Source organism: Conexibacter woesei DSM 14684 (assembly GCF_000025265.1).
GTDB classification, from domain to species: domain Bacteria; phylum Actinomycetota; class Thermoleophilia; order Solirubrobacterales; family Solirubrobacteraceae; genus Conexibacter; species Conexibacter woesei.
This window is the reverse complement of sequence record NC_013739.1, coordinates 2535725-2553225: the sequence shown is the minus strand read 5'-3', so window position 1 is coordinate 2553225 and position 17501 is coordinate 2535725. Positions and strand designations below refer to the sequence as shown.

Genomic DNA, 17501 nt, shown 5'->3' with positions numbered 1-17501 from the left:
CGGTCCAGATGACGACCGGAACTGCCACCCACACGACGCTCGGCGACGGCTCGGTCGCGGAGCTGGCGGAGGCGCTGCGCGGCGAGCTGATCCGCCCCGGCGACGCCGCCTACGACGAGGCTCGCGCGATCTGGAACGGCGCGCACGACCGCCGACCCGCGCTGATCGTCCGCTGCGCCGGGACGGCGGACGTGATCCGCGCGATCGAGTTCGCCCGCAGCGAGGACCTGCTCGTCGCCATCCGCGGCGGCGGGCACAGCATCCCGGGCTTCTCGACCGTCGACGACGGGATCGTGATCGACCTGTCGCCGATGAGAGGGATCCGCGTCGACCCCGCGGCGCGCACCGCGCGCGCTCAGCCGGGCGTCACCTGGGCCGAGCTGGACCACGAGACGCAGGCGTTCGGGCTGGCGGTGACCGGCGGGCTGGTGTCGAGCACGGGGATCGCCGGCTTCACGCTCGGCGGCGGGATCGGCTGGCTGATGCGCAAGCACGGCCTGACCTGCGACAACCTGATCGCGGCCGACGTCGTCACCGCCGACGGCCAGCTCGTGCACGCCAGCGCGGTCGAGAACGAGGAGCTGTTCTGGGGCCTGCGCGGCGGCGGCGGGAACTTCGGCGTCGTGACGTCGTTCGAGTACCGCCTGCACCCCGTCGGCCCGACCGTCCTCGGCGGCGCGATCTTCTACCCGGGCGACCGCGCCGAGGAGATCCTGCGCTTCTACCGCGAGTGGGTCGGCAGCGTCCCGGACGAGCTGACGACGCTCGTCAGCCTCGCGACCGCGCCGCCGGCGCCGTTCCTGCCCGAGGAGTGGCACGGCAGACGCGTCGTCGTGATCCCCGCGCTGTACGCCGGTCCGGTGCAGGAGGGCGAGCGGGCGGTGCGCGCCCTGCGCGAGCTCGGCGAGCCGATCGCGGACCTGCTCGGCCCGCTGCCCTACAGCGCGCAGCAGAGCCTGCTCGACGCACTGTGGGGACCGGGCGCGCACAACTACTTCAAGGCGGGCTGGATGCGCGGACTCGACGACGCGGCGATCGACACGCTCGTGCAGCACCACGAGAGCGTCACGTCGCCGACGACCGAGATCCACGTCCACCACATGGGCGGCGCGGTCGCGCGCGTGCCCGCCGGCTCGACCGCGTTCGGCGACCGCAGCGCGCCGTTCCTGCTCAACATCGCCGCCAGCACCCCGACCCCGGACGGCTTCGACGCGGCGGTCGCGTGGACGCAGGCGCTGCACCGCGCGATCGAGCCGGCACTGACCGGCGGCACGTACGTGAACTTCCTCTCGGCCGAGGGCGAGGAGCGCGTGCAGGCGGCGTACGGGGCCGACACCTACACGCGGCTCGCCGCGCTGAAGGAGGCGTACGACCCGGCGAACGTCTTCCGGCTCAACCAGAACATCCGGCCGGGTTGAGCCGCCGCGCGGCGTGCGGTGGGCGTCGTCCTGGATTGGTGTCGCTAGGCGACAGGAATCCAGGACGACCAGGCCACGCGACGGCGGTCAGCGGATGCGGACGGGCGTGCCGGACAGGCGCGCCCATCCGACCGTCCGCACGATCCGGTCGAGGTCGCCGTTGGCGACGCGCACGCAGCCGTGGCTGCGTGCGCTGCCGAGCGGGTCGACGAGGCTGGCGCCGCCGCGGCCGTGGATCGCGATCCGGCCCTCGCCGCCGTCGAAGCGGCGCAGCGCCCGGCTGTGCGCGGTCAGCGCGACGATCCACGTGCCGCTGAAGTCGCGCGGCGGGTTCGGCCACGCGTTGAAGACCGCGAACAGGCCGCCGGGGGTGCGCGTGCTCGGCTTGCCGATCACGACGCGCGCGACCGCCGCGCGGCGGCCCGCGCGGGTGAGCGTGATCGTGCGCGCGGCGCGCGAGACCTCGATCCGCCACGGCGTCGGCTGGAGCGCGACCGCGCTGCGCGGCAGCCAGCCCGCGGCGTCGTTGGGACGGCCGGGCAGGCGCACGCGGACCCAGCAGCCGCCGCGACGGTCGGCCCCGGTCGCGAGCACGAGCAGCCACGGCGCGTCGCCGTCGAGCCCGGAGCCGCGCCGCTCGCGCCCGCCGGGAGCGACGCGCAGCGGCACCCGTCGCTGCGGCTGCGCCCGCCACGCCGCGCGCGCAGTCGGCCAGCCCGGCACCGCGGCGGTCGCCGGCCGCGCCCGGCACGACGGCGTGCGCCGGCCGCTGGACCTCGCCGCAGCGCCGGCAGCGGGCGCGCCGGGCGGGCCGGCGGCAGGCGGGCCGGCGGCAGGCGGGCCGGCGGCAGGCGGGCCGGCGGCAGGCGGGCCGGCGGCGGGCGCGCCGGCGGCAGGCGGGCCGGCGGCAGGCGGGCCGGCGGCAGGCGGGCCGGCGGCAGGCGGGCCGGCGGCGGCGGGCGCCGGGCCGGCAGCGGCGGGCACCGGGCCGGCGGCCGCCGACGCCGAGCCAGCGGCGGACGTCGGGCCGGCGGCGGCGCCGGTCGGAGCGAGGATCAGCGCAAGCGCGAGCGCGGCGGAGGTGAACCCGGCCGCGACCGGGCGTCGCCACCAGCCGCTGCTCGCGCGCGCCACCCTCCGGGTGTACCCGGCGCCGCCGGACGGCGGCCGCCGCGCGCGATCGTGGCACGCATGCGCTCCGCCGGCGCGAAGCTGCGCCGATCGTGTGGAGCGGGAACCCAGGCCCGCCCACCGATGTGCGGCGAGGCATGGGTCCAGGGGACCCATTTCGCGACGCACATCCCGCGGGGGACGCGTCTCGCGGCGCCCGCGGCGCCCGCCGCGCCGCCGCGCGCGATCCCGTCGCGTCAATCGCGCGCGAGGGCGGCGTGCAGCCGCCGCTCCAGGTCGACGTAGCCGTCGTCGCCGACGCCGACCTCGAACTTCACGATCCGCCCGCCCTCGAAGGGGAAGTCGGGTCTGTACTGCTCGCTGACCGCGTCGCCGCTGTCGCGGCCGATGCAGAGCCCTTCGCCGGCGAGCGAGAAGTGGCCCGACTGCGTCCGCAGCGGACCCGTCGCGACGACCTGCTCGTCGAGCCGCATCGTCACGGTCCCGTGCGACTCGCCGTGCTCGCCGACGCGTTCCTTGACGAACTCGACGCCGACGACCTGGCCGCCGGTTCCGACCTCGACGTCGGAGACGTAGTGCTGCTCGGGCTTGATCCCGATGAAGTTGTAGACGTAGTGGAGCCGGCGGTCCTTCAGGAACAGAGCGTGCCCGCCGAAGCGCGAGCCCTGCGCGAAGATCACGCCCTGCGCGCCGGGGTCCTCGACCTCGATCTGGCCGAGCAGCGAGTACGAGACGCCGTGCGTGCTCGCCGCCGAGTGCTCGGGCAGGCCGGCGTGGGCAGGGCCGTAGACGTACGTGCCGCCTCTCGGCACGGGCACCTGGAACTCGTATCTGATGTAGTCGAGGATGCCGAGGTCGGACAGCGGCAGGACGTCGTACTTCTCCGCCTCCTCGAACCACAGGTCGACGAGTGCTCTCAGCCGCTCCGGGTGCTCGGCGGCGAGGTCGCTCGACTCGGAGCGGTCGACGTCGGTGTGGAACAGCTGCCAGCGGTCTCTGTCGAAGTGGCCTCTGTCGGACGGCATCGGCGCGTGCTCGGCGACCGCCTTCCAGCCGTCCTTCCACATCGCGCGCGTGCCGAGCATCTCGTAGTACTGCTGCGGCTTCTGCGTCGGCGCGGCGGCGTCGTCGAAGCTGTAGCGCATCGAGACGCCGGCGAGCGGCGTCTGTCTGTAGCCGAGCACGGTGTCGGGCATCTCGACGCCGCAGCATTCGAGGATCGTCGGAACGATGTCGGTGCAGTGGTGGTACTGGTCGCGCACCTCGCCGCGCGCTCTGATCCCCGCCGGCCATGAGATCACGAGCGGGTCGCACACGCCGCCCTGGTACGAGTAGCGCTTGAACATCTTGTACGGCGTCGAGAACGCCGCCGCCCACCCGGTCGGGTAGTGGTTGTACGTGTCGGGACTGCCGAGCTTGTCGATCATCGGCAGGTTGTCCTCGACCGTGTCGGGCCAGGCGTTGAAGAACTTGCCCTCGTTGACCGAGCCGTTCGGGCTGCCCTCGCCGGACGCGCCGTTGTCGGCCGCGTAGAAGACGAGCGTGTTGTCGAGCTGGCCGGTCTCCTCCAGGTAGGCGACGATCCGGCCGATCTCGTGGTCGGTGTACTCCGAGAAGCCGGCGTAGGCCTCGGCCATGCGCGCGAACAGGCGTCTCTCCTCGCTGGACAGCGTCGCCCACGGCCGCACCGCGTCGGCCGGGTTGGCGACGTCGTCGGGCAGCGGGTTGAGCGGCGTCAGCTCGGTCCCCTCCGGCAGGATCCCCTTCTCGATCATCCGCGGCAGGACCCACTCGCGGTACGCCTCGTAGCCGTCGTCGAAGACGCCTCTGTACTTGTCGATGAACTCCTGCGGCGCGTGATGCGGGGCGTGGTTGGCGCCGGGGCAGTAGAACATGTGCCACGGCTTCTCCGGCTGGCTCTGCTGCGAGTCGCGGATCATCGCGATCGCCTGGTCAGCGAGGTCCTTCGAGAGGTGGTAGCCGTCCTCGGGGCGGTACGGCTGGTCGATGTAGTGGTTGTCCTCGGTCAGGTCGGGATACCACTGGTTCGTCTCGCCGCCGATGAAGCCGTAGAAGCGGTCGAAGCCGCGGCCGAGCGGCCAGTTGCGCTTCGTCGAGCCCTGGTCGAACTCGTCGACCGGGACGTTGTGGTTCTTGCCGACCCAGAACGTGCTCCAGCCTCGCTCGCGCAGCACCTCGGCCATGAACGCGTTCTCCATCGGGATGTGCGTGTTGTTGCCGGGGAAGCCGGTCGCCGTCTCGGCGATCGTCGCGAACGAGTTCTGGTGGTGGTTGCGGCCGGTCAGGAAGCACGAGCGGGTCGGCCCGCAGAGCGCGGTCGTGTGCCACTGCGAGTACGTCAGCCCCTCGTCGGCGAAGCGCTGCATCGTCGGCATCTCGATCCGCCCGCCGTACGGCGACCACGCCGCCGTCCCGGTGTCGTCGTAGAGGATCACGAGCACGTTCGGCGCGCCGGCCGGCGCCTTCTCGGCCAGGTACGGCGTCCAATCCGGCACCGAGTCGCGGATGTCGAGTCTGATCGAACCTCTGAACTCAGCCGGCATGGCGTGCTCGCCTCTCTCGTCGGGGACCGTTGGCACGCTCGTCGCAGGGCGGGTGAGTCGGCATCACACCCGCAGGGTGAGGCGCCCAGTGCACCGGGATCCATTGCCACAGCCGCCCGCGTGCGAGAAGCTGCGCGGATGCGCCGACCCGCCCGCTGGATCACGCCCGCCTGCATCGCGTCCACGCTGCTGCTGCTCCCGACCGCCGGCCAGGCGGCGAAGCCGGCCGCCGGCAGCGCCGACGCCGCCGTCCAACGCGGCCTCGAGTGGCTCGTCGCGGCGAGAGGCGGGCCGCCCGGCGCGATCGCGACGCTGCACCGCGACGGGCGCACGACGGTCCTGCGCGCCGGCCGCGCGGACGCGAGACGCCCCGGCGCCCCGCGCGCGAGCGACCACATGCGGATCGCGAGCATCGCGAAGGCGTTCAGCGGTGCCGTCGCGCTGCACCTCGTGCAGGAGGGCCAGCTCGGGCTCGACGACACGATCGGCGCGCGGCTGCCGAGCCTGCCCGCCGCCTGGGCGGCGGTGACGATCCGCCAGCTGCTCAACCACACGAGCGGCCTGCCCGACTACACGAGATCGGATGCGTTCGCCGAGCAGGCCGCGAGAAACCCGCGCGGCTACGTCCCGCCGACGGGCATCATCGACTGGGTGCGCAGAGACGGGCTCGTCTTCAGACCCGGCTCGCGCTACGAGTATTCGAACACCGACAACATCGTCGTCGGGCTGATCGCCGAAGCGGTCACCGGTCGCTCGTACCCCGTGCTGCTGGACGAGATCGTCTTCGGCCCCGCGGGGCTGCGTGAGACGAGCTTCCCGACGCGGACGCTGTCGCTGCCGGCGCCGTTCCTGCACGGCTACGTCGTCCAGCCGAGATCGCCGCCGCAGGACGTCACCAGCTTCCTCAGCCCGAGCGGCGCGTGGGCCTCCGGCGCGATCGTCTCGACCCCGTCCGAGCTGGGCCGCTTCATCCGCAACGACCTCGGCCTGACGTTCTTCGGCGCCGAGCAGCAGCGCGAGCAGCTGCGCTTCGTGCGCGGCTCCTCGAGCCCGCCCGGCCCCGGTGCGAACGCCGCCGGGCTCGCGATCTTCCGTTACACGACGCGCTGCGGCACCGTCTACGGCCACACCGGGAACTTCCCCGGCTACGTGCAGTGGGCCGCCGCGAGCGCCGACGGCTCGCGCTCGGTCACGACGTCGCTTAACATCCCGGCGCCGAGGGGCGCGCTGCTGAGACGGCTGCGCGCCGTGCAGACGACCGCGGTCTGCGCGCTGCTCGGACGCTGAACGCCGCCGGCGCGCGCCCGCGCCGCTCAAGTCGCCGGCCGGCCCCGCCGACAACGGCGGTATGACCGCGAGCACGCGCCGCCAGTTCCTGCGCTCGGCCGCAGCCGCCGCTGCCGCGTCGCAGCTCCCGCTCCAGCAGGCGGTCGCCGCCCCCGCGCGGTCACGCCGCGCCGCCACCGGCGCCCGCGTCAGCGAGCGCGCCTGGCGCGAGCTGGAGCGCCGGCTGCGCGGTCGCGTGCTGCGGCCCGGCGAGGCCGGCTACGCCCGCGCGAGCCTCCCCTTCAACCGGCGCTACGCGGACACGACGCCGGCCGGGATCGCGCGCTGCACCGGCGAGGACGACGTGCGCGAGGCGGTCGTGTGGGCGCGCGAGCACGACGTCCCGCTCGCGGCCCGCTCCGGCGGCCACAGCTACGCCGGCTACTCGACGACGCGCGGCCTGCTGATCGACCTCGGCGCGATGCGCAGCGTGCGCGTCGACGACGAGGCCGGGACGGTGCTCGCGCAGGCGGGCGCGCGCAACACCGGCCTCTACGCCGCGCTGCAGCCCTACGACGTCGCGATCTCCGCCGGCCGCTGCCCGACCGTCGGGATCGGCGGACTGGCGCTCGGCGGCGGCTTCGGCTTCTCCTCGCGGGCGCTCGGGCTGACGCGCGACAGCCTCGTCGAGACGCGGCTCGTGACCGCGAGCGGAAGGATCCTGCGGATCACGCGCGACCGTCATCCCGACCTCTTCTGGGCGCTGCGCGGCGGCGGGGGCGGCAACTTCGGCATCAGCACGCAGTTCCGCTTCCGCACCTCGCCGGTCTCCTCGGTCGGGCTCTACGACCTCACGTGGGACGCCGAGCACGCGCCGAAGGTGATGCTCGCGCTGGAGACGATGATGCGCGACGCGCCCCACACGCTCTCGTGTCGGATGGGCATGGGCAGCAACGGCCGCGACGCGCCGACGGTGACCGCGCTCGGTCAGCTGTTCGGGCCGGTCGCGCAGCTGCGCGAGCTGCTCGCGCCGGTGCTCGCCGTCGCCAGACCGCGCAGATCGCTGATCGCCAGACGCACCTTCTGGCAGGCGAAGGACCACTTCTTCCACAACACGCCGGTCGACCGCTTCGCGGTCAAGTCGAGCTTCGTCGAGGGGCCGCTGACCGAGCAGGCGCTCGACGTGATCGCCCGCGGCGTCAGACGCTACCCGGGCAGCACGAACGCCGACGGCGGCGGCGTCGCGCTCTACGCGTGGGGCGGGCGGATCGGCCGCGTGCCGGCGGGGGCGACGGCGTTCGTCCACCGCCACGCGAGCTGGCTGATGGCGTACGACGCATCCTGGACGGCGCGCGACTCGCGCTCGACGGTCGCCCGCAACCTCGACTGGCTCGGCGGCTTCGCCGAGGAGCTGCGCCCGCACGTCTCGGGCTCGGCCTACCAGAACTTCATCGACCGCTCGCAGCGCGATTGGAGACGCGCCTACTACGGCTCAAACTTCGAGCGGCTGGCGGCAGTCAAGCGGCGCGTCGACCCCGACGACCTGTTCTCGTTCCGGCAGGGCGTCTAGCGGCGCCGGGCGCCGCGCGGGGACCGCTATCCTCGCGCCGATGCGCCAGCCGATCGCCCTCGCCGTCTCCGTCGTGCTCGTCCTCGCCGCCGCGCTCGCCGGCTGCGGCAGCAGCGACGACGCCGACGGGACGACGCCGCGGACCGGTACGGGCTCCGGCGTGGGCACGGGCTCCGCGGGCGCACCGGAGCCGGCGCCGACCGCCGACGCGCTCGACGGGCGCAGCTTCGTCGCGCGCGCCGTCCGCGGTCGCAGACTCGTGCACGGCAGCGAGCTGACGCTGTCGTTCGAGGACGGCACGCTCGGCGCGCGCGCCGGCTGCAACACGCTCGGCGCCGGCTACACGGTCGCGGACGGCCGCCTGCGGCTGCGCGGCGAGCCGCAGCGGACGATGATCGGCTGCGCACCGGCGCTGATGCGGCAGGACGACTGGCTCAGCGACTTCCTCGCCGCCGGCCCCACGCTCGCGCTCGCGGGCGAGCGGCTGACGCTGCGCGGCGAGCGGGCGACGATCGGGCTGACCGAGGGCTCCTCCAGCGGCGCGCCGCCGCCGATCGTCGGCACGCGCTGGAGACTCGAGAGCATCGGCGACGGCGCGACCGTCTCCAGCGTGCCGGCGGGCGTCGAGCCGCCGACGCTGCGGATCACCAAGGAGGGCCGCGCGGAGCTGTTCACCGGCTGCAACAGCGGCAGCGCGGCGGCGACGGTGCGCGACGACGGCTTCGTCGTCTTCGACGAGTTCGCGCTGACGCGGAAGGCGTGCGCGGAGCCGGCGGCGGACGTCGAGGCGACCGTCACCGCGATCCTCGACGGCGAGGTCGCGGCCGGCTTCGAGGGAGCGCAGCTGACGCTCTCCAAGGACGGACGCCGCCTGTCGTTCGCAGCCGGCTGACTTGACCTCGCCCCAAGGGCGACCCCCACACTCCACCCGATGACCGACTCCCACCTGCTCGCCGGGCGGTTCGGGGCCGCCGCACGGCTGTCGCCGAAGGCGCTGCGGCTGTACGCCGACCAGGGCCTGCTGGTGCCGGCGTATATCGACCCGGACACCGGCTACCGCTACTACGCGCGCGATCAGGTGCCGCGCGCACGGCTGATCGCCAGGCTGCGGCGGCTCGGGCTGCCGATGGCGCGCGTCGCGCAGCTGCTGGAGCTGACGCCGGCGACGCGCGTGATCGAGCTGCAGAGCTGGCTGCAGGGGCAGCACGACCGCCTCGCCGATCAGACCGAGCTGGTCGAGGCGCTCGCGCGGCAGGTGGACGGCGGCGAGCCGGACCTGACGGCGGCCGTCGGCGTGCGCGACGTGGCGGCGTGCAAGGTCGTCTACCAGCAGCGGCACGTGAGCGTCGAGCAGCTCGAAGATGTGACGCTCGCCGCCGAGACCGAGATCCGCGCGCATCTGCGCGCCTCCGGGCTGCCCGGCGACGGGCCGATGAGCGTCCACTTCCACGAGCCGGTCTCGCGCGACGGCGAGCGGCTGATCGAGGTCGCGGTCGACTACGACGGGAGCGTCGAGCCCGCCGGCGACCTGCGCCTGCGGCTGCAGCCCGCGCATCGCGCGGCGTACGTGCCGGTCCCCGCCGCGTACGAGGACTTCCCGCTCGTGCTGCGCGTCTACGACGCGGTCGAGGCGTGGCTGGACGCGCGCGAGGACGTCAGCTGGGGCGAGAGCCCGTACGAGCGCTACCCCGGCAGCGGCGGCACGCTCTTCGACGTCGCCTACCCGCTCGACGCCGCGGAGCGCCCATGAGCGCGCACGTCCCCTACGTCGGCTCCGGCCCGTACTGCTACGCCAACTCGTTCGCGATGCTGTTCGGCGCCGAGGCGCCGGCCGTCGCGGTGATCGAGACCGCCACCTGCAGCCCGTTCGGGATGCAGCTCGTCGGCGGCAGACTGCCGTTCTTCGACCCCTACGGCTGGGATCCCGAGGCCGGCTTCGACGACGCGCTGGCCGCGCTCGGCTGGACCTCAGAGGTCTCCTCGGGCGGCGACGCCGGCACGGCGCTCGACCGCCTGCGCGCGGCGCTCGCCGACGGCCCCGTGTGGGTCGGCCCCGTCGAGATGGGCCACCTGCGCCACCAGCCGGGGATCACCGGCCCGATCGGCGCCGACCACTACGTCGTCGTCCTCGCCGTGGACGACGAGCGCGTGCTGATGCACGACCCGCAGGGCTATCCGTACGCCACCCTCCCGCTCGGCGACTTCCTCGCGGCGTGGCGGGCGGAGACGACCGACTACGGCGCGCCCTACACGCTGCGCACCGGCTTCGAGCGGGTCGCGGACGTCTCCGAGGTCGACGCCGTCCGGGCGTCGGTCCCCGCCGCGATCCGCTGGCTGTCAGCGGACCTGCCGGCGGACCGCGCCCGCGCGCTGCCGGCAGGAAGCGTCGGCAACGGCGACGCCGCCGAGCGCCTCGCGGCGCTCATCGAGCACGGCTGCGAGGAGCCGCTGCGCGAGCACCTGATCGACTTCGCGGTCCAGGTCGGCGCGCGGCGCGGTGGCGACGCCGCGACGTGTCTCGCGCGCGCCGGGTACCCCGAGCCGGCGCGAATCGCGGCCGAGCAGGCGCGGCTGATCGGCGCGCTCCAGCACCCGCTCGCCGTCGGCGACGGTGCGGCAGCCGCCGCCGTGCTGCGGCTGCTCGCGCCGACGTACGAGCAGCTGCGCGAGGCGCTGGAGCGCGGGCGCTGAGCACGCGCGCGGCACCTCGGTGGGCGTTGGTACGCTCTGTCCTTACAAGGCGGAGAATGTAAGGAGCATCTGGTGGAATCCTCTGCGCGTCTGACATCGAAGGGCCAGGTCACGATCCCAAAGGCGGTGCGTGACGCGCTCGACCTGCATGAGGGGGACGAGATCCTCTTCCGCGTCGAGCGCAAGCGGGCGGTCGTGGCGAAGACGCCGGACTTCCTCGACCTCGCCGGGACGGTGAGCGTGCCCGAGGGCAAGCGCGGGACGGCGTGGGACGAGGTGCTGCGGCAGTCGCGGCGCGCGCGTGTGGAGCGGGCCTCCTGATCGCGTTTCTCGACACCAACGTCATCATCCGTCACCTGACCGGCGACCCACCGGAGCAGGCCGCTCGCGCCACGGCGGCCCTGGCGAACGCCGACCGCCTGCTGCTCGCCGACCTTGTCGTCGCCGAGTGCGTCTACGTGCTGCAGTCGTTCTACGAGGTCGAGAGAGCGCGAATCGCGGAGCTGATGCGGGCGGCGATCGCGTTGTCGTCGGTCAGCGTGATCGACGCTTCGCTCCTGCGTCGGGCGCTGGAGATCTACGAGCACGATCGCCTGGACTTCGCGGAGGCATACCTCGTGGCGCAGGCCGAGATGACCGGCGTCGGCGCGGTGTTGACGTTCGACAGAGCAGTCGACCGCGTCGCGAGCGTCACACGGCTCGCGCCGTAGTCCCGCCGCGGGCTGGCAGACTCCACGGCATGGAGGTCGCACGCGGTGAGCTGGGGCGCTATCCGTTCGCCGCGGTGGGGACGGGCGACCCGGTCGTCGTGCTCGCCGGCCTCTCGCCGGTCACAGGGGTCGGTGGCGACGGGACCGTGCGCGCGTCGCTCGCCCCGCTCGCCGGGCTCGCGCGGCGGCGCCGGCTCGTCCTGCTCAACCGCCGCAGCCGGCTACCGCGCGGGATGACGATGGCGCAGCTCGCCGCCGAGCACGCCGAGGCGATCCGTGCGGGGCTGGCAGCCCCGGTCGACGTGCTCGGCAGCTCGACCGGGGGCAGCATCGCGCAGCAGCTCGCGGCCGACCACCCCGACGTCGTGCGGCGGCTCGTGCTGATCAGCAGCGCGTGCCGGCTCGGGCCGCACGGGCGCCGCGCCCAGCGCCAGGTCGCCGCGCGGATCCGCGCCGGCGCGCGGCGTCGCGCATTCGCGGTGATGGCGGCCGACCTGGTCCCGCCGCGCCGCGGACAGGTCGCGCTCGGCGCGCTCGGCTGGCTGCTCGGGCCGGCGCTCGTCCGTGACCCGCGGGAGCTGGACGACATGGCGACGACGATCGAGGCCGAGGACGCGTTCGATCTCGCGGCGTGCCGCACGCCGATCGCCGCGCGGACGCTGATCGTCGCCGGCCGCGACGACCGCTTCTACAGCCCGGCGCTGTTCGAGGAGACGGCGCGGCTGATCCCGCGCAGCGAGCTGCACGTGATCCCCGGCCGCGGCCACGTCACCGTGACGCGCGACCGGCGGCTGCGCGGCGAGGCGCTCGGCGCGTTCCTCGCGTGAGCGGGCGCGGCGCCGCGCGGCGCGGGCGCGGCGCCGCGCGGCTTCCGCTCAGCCGACGTCGATCACGACCTTGCCGACGGCGCCGCCCTCGACCGCCGCGTGCGCGTCGGCGGTGCGCGCGAGCGGGAAGCGCGTCAGCGGCAGGCCGGCATCCTCGCCGACGGGCAGGGCGCCGTCGCGCAGCGCCGCGGTGACGTCCTCGACGGCGGCCGCCAGCGCGTCCGGGCGGATCGTGTAGAGCAGCAGGAACTGGTAGCGCACGTTCGCGACTATCGCCGGGACGATCGGGAGCGCGATCGTGTCGCCCCCGTCGGTCGCGTAGACGGCGACCGCGCCGTGGTTGGCGAGCACCTTTGCGTTCAACGCTGCGTTCGGCCCTGGGGCGACCTCGACGACGAGGTCGACGCCGCCGGGCGCGAGCGAGCGGATCCGCTCCGCCGTCCCGCCTTCGCGGTAGTTGACGGCATGGTGGGCGCCGGCGGCCTGCGCGAGGCGCGCCTTCTCCGGGCTGCTGATCGTCGTGATCACCGTCGCGCCGGCCCAGCGCGCGAGCTGGATCGCCGCGTGGCCGACCGCGCCGGCGCCGCCGGCGACGAGCACGGTCCTCCCCGCCAGCGCGCCGGGCGCGAGCCGCTCCGGGCCGCCCTCGGCGACGGTCAGCGCGCGATGGGCCGTCATCGCCGGCACGCCCATGCTCGCGCCGGCGTCGAAGCCGATGCCGTCGGGCAGCGGCACGACGCGCTCGCCGGGCAGCACCGTCAGCTCCTGCGCGCTCCCGCCGGCGGCGTGCGCGAAGCCGGCGAGGAAGAACCACACGCGGTCGCCTGCCGCGACGTGCGAGACGCCCGCGCCGACGGCGTCGACGACGCCTGCGCCGTCGACGTTCGGGACGATCTCCGGATGCGGCATCGCGCCCTCCGGGCCGGCCCCGCCGCGCGTCTTCCAGTCCGTCGGATTGACGCCTGAGACGGCGACGCGGACGCGCACTTCGCCCTCGCCCGGAACCGGTGCCTCCCGCTCGACGAGGGTCAGCACCGACGGGTCGCCGGTCTTGGTGTAGACGATTGCCTTCATCACGCGCACTCGCTTTCGGTCAAGGAGCTTCGAGGGTAGCGTGAGGGCGCGCCGCCGCTCGCTTGACTTCAAGCGCACTTTAAGATCTAGGCTGCTCGGCAGCCGGCAAGCTGCTGGTCGGCCGCGACGAGATCGCGGCGTTCACGCACAAGGTCCTTCCCGGCGCGATGACCGACCTGACGGTCAGATTCGAGATCGTCCACGTCCTCTTCATCCGGCCCGACGTCGCCGCCGTCAAGGTGCGCCAGTGGTACCTCAAGGCGGACGGCTCCAACGACGAGGAGACCGGCGAGGGCACGCCGCTGTTCGTCATGTCCAAGGAGGACGGGCAGTGGCGACTGGTCGCGAACCAGAACACGCAGGTGCTCGACGCGTAGCGGGCACCGGTAACGTTGGGTCGCATGTCGTCGCGAAGGCTGCTGCTGCTCGTGCTCGTCGTGCTGGCGGGCACGGCCGGCGTCACCGGCAGCGCCGCCGCACCGAGCGCGGCGGCAGCCGCGACGCAGGTGCAGCCTTTCAGCGTCGCGCCCCCGTCGCGCGCGGACGGGGCGACCGTCGCGCGGATCGTCGCGCCGTCGTTCGCGCGCGCGAGACTCGACGTGCCGCGGCACGGGCGGCGGGTCGGCACCGCGACGGCGTGGTCGGGGCAGCCGCAGATCCTGCTGGTGCTCGACGCGGCGACGCGCGACGGGGTCGAGTGGGTGAAGCTGCTGCTGGCCGAGCGTCCCAACGGCTCCGCCGGCTGGGTCCCGCGCGACAACGTCACGCTCGGCACGACGCGGTACTGGGTCGAGGTCGGCCTGCGCTCGCGCACGGTCACGGTCTCCCGCGGCGGGAGACGCGTGCTGCGCACGCGGGCCGTGATCGGCGCGCCGGCGACGCCGACGCCGCTCGGCCTCGCCGCGATCTACGAGCGCAACCGCCAGCCCGACCCGCGCGCGTTCCTCGGTCCCTGGGCGCTGTCGCTGACGAGCCTCTCCAACGTGCTGGAGAGCTACGGCGGCGGACCGGGCCGCGTCGCGATCCACGGCCGCGCCGGCGAGAGCTTCGCCGACCCGCTCGGCAGCGCCCGCTCGCACGGCTGCATCCGCGTCGACAACGGGCCGGTCTCGTGGATGGCGCGGACGCTGCCGCCCGGCACGCCCGTCCGCGTCAGCCGCGGCTGAGCTCGGGGCGCGCTCCCGCGCGGCGACGAGCTCCGCGACGCCTATTCGCGCGCGGCGCGGCGCGCCCGCGGCCCGCCGGCGGTCAGCCGGCCGCCGCGGCCGCGACGACCGCGTCCAGCTCCGCCTGCACCAGCAGCCCGGCGTCGAGGCCCATGTCGCCGACGACGCCGGCCAGCTCGAGCGTCACGATCCCGTGCATGCGGGTCCACGTGAGGACGCCGAGCCGCAGCACCGCGATCGAGGCGCCCGCCCCCTCCTGCTGGCGCACCGCCGCCCAGCGCGTCAGCTGGGCGTCGAGCTTGCCGCCGGCCGCCGCGGTTGCCGAGCCGGATGCGCCGGCCTCGCCCGCGATCGCGCCGATCAACTGCAGCAGCACCACCATCGCCGGCCGGATCGCGGCGATCGCCTCGCTCGGGTCCGAGTAGCCCTCCGGCCGCACGCTGAACAGCAGCTCATAGCGGTAGGGGTTCTCCAGCGCCCAGGCGCGGTACGCCACGGCGGCCTGCGACAGGCGACGGGCGGGGGTTCGACGCGCACCCGCTGCCGCGGCCTCCTCGACGATCCGCGCCAGCTCGCCGTAGCCGTCGGTGACGAGCGCCGCGAGCAGCTCCTCGCGGGAGGCGTAGTAGCGGTAGATCGCGGGGCCCGACATCCCCATCGCCTTCCCGATCGCGTTCAGCGACAGCGCGGCGGCGCCGCCCGCGGTGACCTGCTCCAGCGCGTGCTGCCGGATCTCGGCACGCGTCTGCAGGCGCAGGCGCTCGCGACGGGTGAGGGGCGGCGTCTCCATGCGAACAATCGTAACACCATGACTTCTTGATTACGGCTTGTTGCTTCTGCTAGAACTTCTAACAAGAACGAGAGAGCGGAACGGAACTGCGCTCCGCGCCACACCCGCGCTCCACGACAGGAGACCTCATGTCCATCGCACCTCCCCCTCAGACGGGCGGCTCCGGCCTGCTCGGCCGCATCGCCGACGCGGCCTTCGTCCACCGCCGCCGAACGCTGCTCGGCTGGCTCGCGATCCTCGTGCTCGCGATCGCCGCGATGACAGCGTTCGGCGGCAGCTTCACCGCTGACTACAACACCCCAGGCTCGGACTCCGAGGCCGCCGCGCAGCGGCTCGACGAGCGCTTCGCGGGTCGGTCCGGCGACCAGGTCGACGTCGTCTGGAAGGCCGAGGACGCGAGCGCGCCGGCCGTCCTGACGCGCATCGACCGCCTGCTCGACGAGGCCGAGCGGATCCCCGGCGTCGTGCCGGGCGCCTCCGCGCGCGACGCGCAGGTCTCGCCCGACGGCCGCACGGCGGTCGTGCGGCTGCCGCTCAACCGATCCTCGGCCGCGATGGAGGCGACCGACGGCGAGCACCTCGCGGAGCTGGCCGAGCAGACCTCCGGCGACGGCGTCGAGGTCGCGATGGGCGGCGCCGTGCCGGGGTTGAAGACCGAGCCCGCGATGACCGCCGAGCTGGTCGGCGTCGCCGTCGCCGCGCTCGTCCTGCTGCTGACGTTCGGCACCGTCGTCGCGGCTGGCCTGCCGCTGCTCGTCGCGCTCTTCGGCGTCACCGTCGCCGTCCTCTTCGGCGGTGTGCTCGCCGCCGTCCTCGACACGCCCGGCTGGTCGCTGCAGGTCTCGCTGATGATCGGCATCGGCGTCGGCATCGACTACGCGCTGTTGATCCTGACCCGCTACCGCGCCGCGCTCCACGACGGCAAGGACCCGCGCGCCGCGAACGTCGAGGCGATGTCGACCGCCGGCCACTCGGTCCTGACCGCCGGCGCGACCGTCGTCGTCTCGCTGCTCGGCCTGTTCCTGATGCGCCTGCCCTACCTCTACGGCGTCGCGCTCGCCTCCAGCCTCGCGGTCCTGATCGTGATGGCCGCGTCGATCACCCTGCTGCCCGCGATCCTCGGCCTGATCGGCCGTCGCATCGACCGCTGGCAGGTGCTCTCCTTCGGCCGCCCCGCCGCCGACCCCGAGCGGGCGCCCGCCGGCCGCTGGGCGCGTCTGGTCACCCGCCGGCCGCTGCTGGCGACCGCCGTCTCGCTGATCCTGCTCGCCGTCCTCACCAGCCCGCTGACCGGCATCCGCTTCGGCTTCCCCGACGCCGGCAACGACCCGGCCGACTCGACCACGCGCCAGGCGTACGCGTTGATCGCCAACGGGTTCGGCCCGGGCGCGAACGGCCCGCTGATCGCCGTCGCCGGCGTCCCGCGGCAGTCCGACCGCGCGGCGGTCGACCGGCTCGCCGCCGAGATCGGCCGCGACCGCGACGTCGTCGCCGTCGCCCCGCCGCAGTTCAACGACGCCGGCGACACCGCCCTGCTGCTGATCACGCCCGCCGGCTCGCCCGAGTCCGCGACGACGAAGGAGCTGGTCGACCGTCTGCGCGACGGCGCGCTCGCCGACGCCGGCGTCGAGGTCGACCTCGGCGGCCAGACGGCGGCCAGCGTCGACCAGTCCGACGTCACCGCGGCCCGCCTCCCGCTGTTCATCGGCGCCGTCGTCCTGCTCTCGTTCGCGCTGCTCGTCGCGGCGTTCCGCGCCCCGCTGATCGCGCTGAAGGCGAGCGTCATGACGGTCCTCTCGATCGCCGCCGCCTACGGCGTCGTCGCGCTCGTCGCCGAGGGCGGCTGGGCCGGGCAGCTCGTCGGGATCGACACCGACCTGCCGGTGCCGCCGTTCATCCCGGTGATGATGTTCGCCGTCCTCTTCGGCCTCTCGATGGACTACGAGGTCTTCCTCGTCTCGCGCATCAAGGAGGAGCGCGAACGGCTCGGCGACGCGCGCGCCGCCGTCACCGCCGGCGTCGCGAAGACCGCGCGCGTGATCGTCGCCGCGGCCGCGATCATGGTCTCGGTCTTCGGCGCCTTCGCGCTCAGCCCCGACGTGATGCTGAAGCTGATCGGCATCGGCCTCGCCGCCGCGATCCTGATCGACGCGATCATCGTCCGCATGATCCTCGTCCCCGCGCTGATGCGGCTGCTCGGCGAGAGGATCTGGTGGAGCCCGCGGCGGCTCGCCGCGCCCCGCGCGGTCGAGCCGGTCTACCGCGCCGAGTAGCGCACGACCACCAGCGCCCGG

16 protein-coding genes are annotated in these 17501 nt (G+C 74.3%); 12 read left to right on the top strand and 4 right to left on the bottom strand.

Features of this window, described 5'->3' with window-relative positions:
- Nucleotides 1-8: 8 nt before the first annotated feature.
- Nucleotides 9-1418, top strand: coding sequence for an FAD-binding oxidoreductase (locus CWOE_RS12000; RefSeq protein WP_012933882.1), 1410 nt, complete (start codon nucleotides 9-11; stop codon nucleotides 1416-1418).
- 87 nt (nucleotides 1419-1505) lie between these two features.
- Here CWOE_RS12000 and CWOE_RS33450 read toward each other — a convergent pair whose 3' ends face one another.
- Entirely contained in the window at nucleotides 1506-2552 is a 1047-nt protein-coding gene (locus CWOE_RS33450; protein ID WP_049793254.1) for a L,D-transpeptidase, read from the bottom strand.
- A gap of 233 nt (nucleotides 2553-2785) precedes the next feature.
- Nucleotides 2786-5113 (bottom strand): arylsulfatase, encoded by a 2328-nt coding sequence (locus tag CWOE_RS11990; protein ID WP_012933880.1) that lies wholly within the window; start codon nucleotides 5111-5113, stop codon nucleotides 2786-2788.
- Nucleotides 5114-5251: 138 nt separating this feature from the next.
- Between CWOE_RS11990 and CWOE_RS11985 the strand changes: the two genes are divergently transcribed.
- From CWOE_RS11985 to CWOE_RS11950, 8 genes are all read left to right on the top strand, one after another.
- A complete protein-coding gene (locus CWOE_RS11985) occupies nucleotides 5252-6400 on the top strand; it encodes a serine hydrolase domain-containing protein (RefSeq protein ID WP_012933879.1) in 1149 nt (382 codons plus the stop codon).
- Between the two features lie 61 nt (nucleotides 6401-6461).
- Entirely contained in the window at nucleotides 6462-7949 is a 1488-nt protein-coding gene (locus CWOE_RS11980; protein WP_012933878.1) for an FAD-binding oxidoreductase, read from the top strand.
- Nucleotides 7950-7989: 40 nt separating this feature from the next.
- On the top strand, nucleotides 7990-8841 hold the full coding sequence (locus CWOE_RS11975) for an META domain-containing protein (RefSeq protein ID WP_012933877.1): 852 nt from the start codon (nucleotides 7990-7992) through the stop codon (nucleotides 8839-8841).
- 39 nt (nucleotides 8842-8880) lie between these two features.
- On the top strand, nucleotides 8881-9699 hold the full coding sequence (locus CWOE_RS11970; protein ID WP_012933876.1) for a MerR family transcriptional regulator: 819 nt from the start codon (nucleotides 8881-8883) through the stop codon (nucleotides 9697-9699).
- Nucleotides 9696-10640 carry a hypothetical protein gene (locus tag CWOE_RS11965; RefSeq protein WP_012933875.1) on the top strand — a complete coding sequence of 315 codons (945 nt, stop codon included), beginning with the start codon at nucleotides 9696-9698 and terminating at the stop codon, nucleotides 10638-10640. Before CWOE_RS11970 ends, CWOE_RS11965 begins: the two co-directional genes overlap by 4 nt.
- 72 nt (nucleotides 10641-10712) lie before the next feature.
- On the top strand, nucleotides 10713-10961 hold the full coding sequence (locus CWOE_RS30605; RefSeq protein ID WP_012933874.1) for an AbrB/MazE/SpoVT family DNA-binding domain-containing protein: 249 nt from the start codon (nucleotides 10713-10715) through the stop codon (nucleotides 10959-10961).
- Nucleotides 10907-11350, top strand: a complete 444-nt coding sequence (locus CWOE_RS11955; protein ID WP_012933873.1) for a PIN domain-containing protein — start codon at nucleotides 10907-10909, stop codon at nucleotides 11348-11350. The genes CWOE_RS30605 and CWOE_RS11955 overlap by 55 nt, the downstream gene beginning before the upstream one ends.
- 29 nt (nucleotides 11351-11379) lie before the next feature.
- Entirely contained in the window at nucleotides 11380-12177 is a 798-nt protein-coding gene (locus CWOE_RS11950) for an alpha/beta fold hydrolase (RefSeq protein WP_012933872.1), read from the top strand.
- Between the two features lie 48 nt (nucleotides 12178-12225).
- Here the strand turns inward: CWOE_RS11950 and CWOE_RS11945 are convergent, their stop codons facing one another.
- The gene (locus tag CWOE_RS11945; RefSeq protein ID WP_012933871.1) at nucleotides 12226-13251 is read right to left on the bottom strand and encodes an NADPH:quinone reductase; all 1026 of its coding nucleotides are present in this window, start codon (nucleotides 13249-13251) and stop codon (nucleotides 12226-12228) included.
- Nucleotides 13252-13361: 110 nt separating this feature from the next.
- On the opposite strand from CWOE_RS11945, the gene CWOE_RS11940 reads away from it, so the two are divergent.
- Complete coding sequence (locus CWOE_RS11940) at nucleotides 13362-13628, top strand: SgcJ/EcaC family oxidoreductase (protein ID WP_081425334.1); 267 nt, start codon at nucleotides 13362-13364, stop codon at nucleotides 13626-13628.
- A gap of 24 nt (nucleotides 13629-13652) precedes the next feature.
- Nucleotides 13653-14417 (top strand): L,D-transpeptidase, encoded by a 765-nt coding sequence (locus tag CWOE_RS11935; protein ID WP_012933870.1) that lies wholly within the window; start codon nucleotides 13653-13655, stop codon nucleotides 14415-14417.
- An 82-nt stretch (nucleotides 14418-14499) separates the two neighbouring features.
- On the opposite strand, the gene CWOE_RS11930 is transcribed toward CWOE_RS11935, so the two are convergent.
- Complete coding sequence (locus CWOE_RS11930; RefSeq protein WP_012933869.1) at nucleotides 14500-15207, bottom strand: TetR/AcrR family transcriptional regulator; 708 nt, start codon at nucleotides 15205-15207, stop codon at nucleotides 14500-14502.
- A 128-nt stretch (nucleotides 15208-15335) separates the two neighbouring features.
- Here CWOE_RS11930 and CWOE_RS11925 point away from each other — a divergent pair, with 128 nt between their 5' ends.
- Nucleotides 15336-17480 carry an MMPL family transporter gene (locus CWOE_RS11925; RefSeq protein WP_012933868.1) on the top strand — a complete coding sequence of 715 codons (2145 nt, stop codon included), beginning with the start codon at nucleotides 15336-15338 and terminating at the stop codon, nucleotides 17478-17480.
- The last annotated feature ends 21 nt before the right edge of the window (nucleotides 17481-17501 follow it).